The sequence below is a fragment of the Thiocystis violacea genome, from assembly GCF_016583575.1.
Taxonomy (GTDB): Bacteria; Pseudomonadota; Gammaproteobacteria; order Chromatiales; family Chromatiaceae; genus Thiocystis; species Thiocystis violacea.
In genome coordinates this window covers 1-6,008 of sequence record NZ_NRRG01000104.1, presented here as the reverse complement: position 1 = coordinate 6,008, position 6,008 = coordinate 1, and the positions used below count along the sequence as shown (strand labels likewise).

Here is a 6,008-nt window from a genome sequence, read left to right as displayed (position 1 = left end):
CTCCCCGCCCGTCCCACATCGCGCGCTCAGTGACCGCGTCAACACCTTCGGACAATACCTGCTGAGTCGTTATGGCCAGCGGGTGCATAAGCTCGCGCTCAACGCGGGCTTCACCTGTCCCAATCGCGACGGTTCCAAGGGCCACGGCGGCTGCACCTTCTGCAACAACGTCTCCTTCGGACCCAACGCCAAACGCTCGCCCGACATCGATCCGCAGCTCGACGCCGGCCGCGGCGTGCTCGCCAAACGCACCGGCGCGCGGCGCTTCATGGCCTACTTCCAGACCTACACCAACACCTACGACGAGGTCGAGGTGCTGCGCGAGCGCTATGACAGCGCGCTGCTGCACCAGGATGTCGTGGGGCTATCGATCGGCACCCGCCCGGACTGCGTCCCCGAGGCGGTGCTGGATCTGCTAGCCGGATATCGGGCGCGGGGCAAGGAGGTCTGGCTGGAACTCGGACTGCAATCCGCCGATGATGCCACGCTGGCCAGGGTCAATCGTGGGCACGGTTTCGCCGAATACCGATCCACCGTCGCGGCGGCCCATCGGCGCGGCATCCCGGTCTGCGCCCATCTCATCATCGGACTGCCGGGGGAAGGCCGCGAGGCGGCGCTGCGCACGCTCGACCGCGTGCTGGAAATCGGCGTGGAGGGACTCAAACTCCACCCGCTGCATGTCGTGCGCCAGACGCGCCTGGCCATCGATTGGCGCGCCGGCGACTACGAACCCCTGACGATGGACGACTATGTCGGCATCTGCGCGGATCTCATCGAACGCACCCCGGCGGCGGTGATCTATCATCGGCTCACCGGGACCGCCTCGCGCGATATCCTGCTGGCCCCCGACTGGTGCGCGCGCAAATGGGCCGTGCTCAACGCGATCGAGACCGAACTCTTCCGTCGCGGCACCCGCCAGGGCGACCGGATCGATCCGCCCACTCATCACCAACTCGTCAGCACCGCCTGACACCGCGGAGAACGAAACACCATGGAGCTCGTCTGCCCCGCCGGCAATCTGCCGATGCTCAAGGCCGCCGTCGACAACGGCGCCAACGCCGTCTACATCGGCTTTCGCGACGACACCAACGCGCGTCATTTCGCCGGTTTGAACTTCAACGACAAACAGATCGCCGAGGGTGTGAAATATGCCCATGACCGTCGGGTCAAGGTGTTCGTCGCCATCAACACCTATGCCCAACCCGACGGCTGGAGTCGCTGGACCGCCGCCGTCGACCGCGCCGCCGCTTATGGCGTGGATGCCATCATCCTGGCCGACATGGGCGTGCTCGACTATGCCGCCGAGCGTTATCCGAACGTCAACCTGCATCTCTCGGTGCAGGGTTCCGCGACCAATCCGGCCGCCATTGGCTTCATGCAGCGTCATTTCGGCATCAAGCGCGTCGTGGTTCCGCGCGTGCTCTCGCTGGCCCAGGTCGCCCATCTGATCGAGGAAAGTAGCGTCCCGGTCGAGATCTTCGGCTTCGGCAGTCTCTGCGTCATGGTCGAGGGCCGCTGTCTGCTGTCGTCCTACGCGAGCGGTCAGTCGCCCAATACCTACGGTGCCTGCTCGCCGGCCGCCCATGTCGAGTGGCGCGACACCCCACAGGGTCAGGAGACGCGCCTCGGCGGGATTCTGATCGAGCGCCGCTCGCATTCGGAGGCGGCCGGCTATCCGACCCTCTGCAAGGGCCGCTATCATGTCGCGGGCGAGCTGCGTCACGCCATCGAGGAGCCGACCAGCCTCAACACGCTGGATATCCTGCCGGACATCCTCGCCGCTGGGGTCAGCGCCATCAAGATCGAGGGACGCCAGCGCAGCACCCGCTACGTGACCCAGGTGACCAAGGTCTGGCGCGAGGCCATCGACGCTTGCCAGCGCAATCCCCAGGCGTTCCGCCCGAAGGAGAGCTGGCACCAGATCCTGGCCCAGGTTTCCGAGGGCGCCCAAACGACCATCGGTCCCTACGAGCGGACCTGGCACTAGGGGATCCGGCCGGGACGATCGCAACGCCCCTCTCCCCCGAGCGGAAAGGGGCCGGTCCACCGCCCGCGCCACGGCCCGGAACAGATCCATCATCGACTCCGCATCCAGCAGCCCGACGCCAACTCCATGCCTTCCCTGAACAATTCGACCCATCGCCCCCGTCTCTCGCTCGGCCCCATCCTCTATCTCTGGCCGCGCGAGCAGGTGCTCGATTTTTACGCCGAGATGATCGAAGCCCCGGTGGATACCATCTACCTCGGCGAGACCATCTGCTCCAAGCGCCGCCAGCTCCGTCCCGAGGATTATTGGGAGATCGCCGAGCGCATCGTCGCCGCCGGCAAAGAGGCGGTGATCTCCACCCTGGCCCTGATCGAATCCGACGGCGAGCTCAAGACGCTGCAACGTCTCTGTGCCGACGAACGCTTCACGATCGAGGCCAACGACCTGGCCGCGCTGGACTTTCTGGAGGGACGCCCGTTCGTCGCCGGACACTCCATCAATCTCTACAACCAGCGCACCCTGGCCTTTCTCGCCAAACGCGGGCTCAAGCGCTGGGTGCTGCCGGTCGAGCTCGGCCGCACGACCGCCGCCGATCTGCTCAGGACACGCCCGCCGGGGGTCGAGTGCGAGCTGTTCGCCTTCGGCCGCCTGCCGCTGGCCTACTCCGCCCGCTGCTTCACCGCCTACAACCGCCAGTTGGGCAAGGACGACTGCCAGTTCTGCTGCGGGGACTATCCGGACGGACTGGTGATCACCACCCAGGAGGGTCAGGAGTTCCTGAACCTCAACGGTATCCAGACCCAGTCGGCCAACACCCATAACATCCTGCCGGCGCTCGCCGAGGTCGGTGCCTTGGGCATCGACATGCTGCGTGTCAGCCCACAATCCCAGCACACGGGCGATGTGCTTCGGATCTTCGCCGACGCTCTGACCGGCGATCTGGATCCGACCGAGGGCACGACGCGCCTGCGCGACTGGGCACCATCGGGTCTTTGCGACGGCTACTGGACCGGACAGTCCGGTTACAAGGCGGGGATGCCGGGTCAGAGCGCCCGCTGAGCCCCGACCGCGCTACCCCGCCCATCGCGACAGGGTTCAAACGGCTCATCGTCTGGACGGCCCTGCTCACGAGCCTCGGCGGCCTTGGGCTCTGGGCCTATCGGGACGCCGTGGCGCGGCTGGCGACCAATCCGCGACTGATCGACTTCCTGCGCGCGCCGGGCGGGCACGAAAGAATCGAGGCGCTGAACCGCTATCTGGAGACCATCAATCGGATCAGCGACGCGGCCGATACCTATCCGATGGATGCCGAGGGGGATGCAGCACAGCCATATTCCGGTGCTGCTGGTGCCGAACCTGATCCATTGACCGGCGGCCCCTGGCGCCGAAGGGCGCCAGGGGTCAAGCCATCGGCGGCCATCCCCAGGGCGTCAGCGCCAGCCCGAACAGCAGCGCGAGCAGGCTGGAGACCAGGATCAGACCCAGGGCGCGGCGCAGATCCCCGGCCCCGAGATCGGCGGGCCAGTCGGCATCCCCCATGTAGGCGTCATTGATCAGCCGTCCATCCCGCCAAACGGGTCCGATCAGACGCACCCGCAGGGCGCCGGCGAAGGCGGCCTCGCTCCAGCCGGAGTTGGGGCTGGGGAGCATCGCGTGGTAGCGCCGGGCCGATCGAAAGGCCAGGATCGGGTGTTGCCGGAGCAGCGCGGCGGCCAGGGCGATCAGGGGGACGGAAAGCCGGGCTGGCAGCCAGTGGACCAGATCGTCGCTGCGCGCGCCGGCCCAGCCGAAGCGGTGATAACGCGCGTTCTTGTAGCCGACCATGGAATCCAGGGTCGAGACCGCCTTGACCAGGATGAGTCCGGGCAACCCCAGGAGGCAGAGCGCCCAGAGCGGTGTCAGCACTCCGTCCGTGAGGTTCTCGGACAGACTCTCGATGGTGGCGCGCACGATCCCGTCGGCTTGCAGCGGCTCGGTATCGCGCCCCACCAGCATCCCGAGATGCCGACGCGCCTTCGGCGGATCCCCCAGATCGCGCAGAATCAACCAGCCCTGCTCGAACAGACCCCGCGTGCAGAGCAGGCTATAGGCGATGAAGAGATCCCAGGCGAAGGCGAGCCAGGGATGCATGAAGGCGAGAGCGACACGAATCCCGAACCAGATGGCCAGCGCCCCGCCCACCACCAGCAGCCAGTGCAGCAGTCCGCCGAGGCGTCCGTCGAGACCCCGACCGAAGAGGATCCGCTCGCACGCCAGGCTCCAGGATCCGATGACGCGGATCGGATGCCAGCGGTAGACCGGATCGCCGAAGGCGGCATCCAGCAGGCAGGCGCCGAGAACGAGGATCAGGTGCTCGGTCATCGCCATTTGCTCTCGAAACCCTTGACCAGGGCCAGCGCCGCCAGTTGCCCTGGGGCCAGATCCAGGCGCGGCTGGAGCAGCTCGCGGAAGTCCGCGAACCGCTCCGGACTCAGGGCCACCGCCGCCGCCAGCAACGCCGCCTGATTGAGGATCGCCTCGCGCGCCACCTCCGCGTGCAGGACGCCGGTCGCCATCAGATCCAGAATCTCGGCCAGACCATAGGCCGCCGCCGCGCTCAGTGGATCATGGATGAGGGCCAGCAGATTCTGTTCGAAGCAGGCCGCGTCCGCCGCCTCCAGCTCGACGCGCCCCAGCGCGCGCAGCGCCGGTTCGTCGCAGCCGTATCGGCCCAGGGCCGCGCAGACCGTCCGTCGCAACTCGGCGCAAACCCCGTTCTGCAACAGCAGACAGCGGGTCACCGCCTCATGGGTCGCCCGCCCCAGCAGTTCGCCCAGGCTGTTGTGACTGCCGGCCCAGTGCCGCTCCCACTCATCGGCGCGTGTCAGCGGCGCGGCAATGGCGAGCTGATCCGTACCGGTGCCGGTCGCCAGTCCGGCCGATTGGAGACTGGGCATGCGCAGATCCAGCACCGCCGCGCTCTTGCCCTCGGTGACCAGGGTCGCGGCCCGCACCAGACAGGCCGGGGTGCAGGGCTGGTTGATGAAAACCAGGGTCACGATGGTGCCGGAGCCGGCCTCGGGTGGCGGCACGGCGGGAGTCCCCCGCGCCACCGGATGGCTTCCATCACGCCCCTCGTGCCAGCCCGCCGGATCGCCGGCGCGGGTCGCGTTGCCCAGCACCCCGGCGGTCGCCACGACCGAGACGGCCAGATCCGCATGATTCGCCCGCGCCAGCACGGCGCACTGCATATTGGCGGCGGTCGCCATGAGCGCGGTCGATTCGTGCGGAAGCCGGCCGGCGGCGCAGGCGGAGCGGTGATAGGCATCGAGCCCATGCCCGATCACCCGCGCCTCGCGCACCACATGGGCCACGCCCTCGCCGCTCTGATGATTGGCGATATGCGTGAGGTCATCGCGCAGCCCGCCATTGATCCGGCAGGTACTCAGCACCCGATGGGGTCGCTTGAAGCTCGCGGACAGATAGCGCCCTTGGCGCGACAGGCCGTAGCGATCGTTTTCTTCAAGCCACATCCAAATCTCGTCCCAGGTTTCTTGACTCAGCCCCGACCTCGCCACGCTGGCTGGATCAGGGAGGAGTCCCTCGGCCGATGCGTTCCAGGCGGCTCTTGGCGAGTCGGGCCTCGGTGCTGGCGGGATAGCTGTTGATCACGCGCTCCAGGGTGGCCTTGGCCTGGTCGAAATCCTTTTGGTCGTATTGGATGAGGCCGATCTTGAGCATGGCGCCGGGAACCTTGGGGCTGCTTGGATTGAGCTGGACCAAGCGGTCGTATTCGGCCATGGCGGCGGGGTATTCGCGCAGGACGTAGTAGGTCTCGCCTAGCCAGTAACGGGCGTTGTCGGCGAACTCGCCTTGCGGATAGCGGCGCAGCAGATCATTGAAGGCGACCTTGGATTCCTCGTACTTGCGGTCCTTGAGGAGTTCGAAGGCCTGGCTGTAGAGATCGCGCTCGGTGCCGCCGATCGTCTCGGGCGCGGGCAGGGATGGAATCCCGACCGCGCCGGGACTGGAGGGTGTCGGG

6 protein-coding genes are annotated in these 6,008 nt (G+C 67.2%); 3 read left to right on the top strand and 3 right to left on the bottom strand.

Annotated elements, in window-relative coordinates; all coding sequences use genetic code 11:
- From mnmL to ubiV, 3 genes are all read left to right on the top strand, one after another.
- Positions 1 to 970 (top strand): tRNA modification radical SAM protein MnmL/YtqA (gene mnmL, locus CKO27_RS23165; RefSeq protein WP_242471095.1); only part of this gene is annotated, 970 nt, incomplete at its 5' end.
- A gap of 21 nt (positions 971 to 991) precedes the next feature.
- On the top strand, positions 992 to 1,987 hold the full coding sequence (ubiU, locus tag CKO27_RS23160; protein ID WP_200377279.1) for a ubiquinone anaerobic biosynthesis protein UbiU: 996 nt from the start codon (positions 992 to 994) through the stop codon (positions 1,985 to 1,987).
- Positions 1,988 to 2,113: 126 nt separating this feature from the next.
- Positions 2,114 to 3,046, top strand: a complete 933-nt coding sequence (gene ubiV, locus CKO27_RS23155) for a ubiquinone anaerobic biosynthesis protein UbiV (RefSeq protein ID WP_200377278.1) — start codon at positions 2,114 to 2,116, stop codon at positions 3,044 to 3,046.
- A 342-nt stretch (positions 3,047 to 3,388) separates the two neighbouring features.
- Here the strand turns inward: ubiV and cbiB are convergent, their stop codons facing one another.
- The 3 genes from cbiB to ybgF all read right to left on the bottom strand — a co-directional run.
- Complete coding sequence (gene cbiB, locus CKO27_RS23150) at positions 3,389 to 4,354, bottom strand: adenosylcobinamide-phosphate synthase CbiB (RefSeq protein ID WP_200377277.1); 966 nt, start codon at positions 4,352 to 4,354, stop codon at positions 3,389 to 3,391.
- Complete coding sequence (locus tag CKO27_RS23145; protein WP_200377276.1) at positions 4,345 to 5,499, bottom strand: adenosylcobinamide amidohydrolase; 1,155 nt, start codon at positions 5,497 to 5,499, stop codon at positions 4,345 to 4,347. The genes cbiB and CKO27_RS23145 overlap by 10 nt, the downstream gene beginning before the upstream one ends.
- Positions 5,500 to 5,554: 55 nt before the next feature.
- A partial coding sequence (gene ybgF, locus CKO27_RS23140; protein ID WP_200377275.1) for a tol-pal system protein YbgF occupies positions 5,555 to 6,008 on the bottom strand: 454 nt, incomplete at its 5' end.

Bases quoted from the DNA above. Each gene is read 5' to 3' on its own strand.
- ubiU (WP_200377279.1), top strand. From the start codon at position 992: ATGGAGCTCGTCTGCCCCGCCGGCAATCTGCCGATGCTCAAGGCCGCC.
- cbiB (WP_200377277.1), bottom strand. From the start codon at position 4,354: ATGGCGATGACCGAGCACCTGATCCTCGTTCTCGGCGCCTGCCTGCTG.
- CKO27_RS23145 (WP_200377276.1), bottom strand. From the start codon at position 5,499: ATGTGGCTTGAAGAAAACGATCGCTACGGCCTGTCGCGCCAAGGGCGC.
- ubiV (WP_200377278.1), top strand. From the start codon at position 2,114: ATGCCTTCCCTGAACAATTCGACCCATCGCCCCCGTCTCTCGCTCGGC.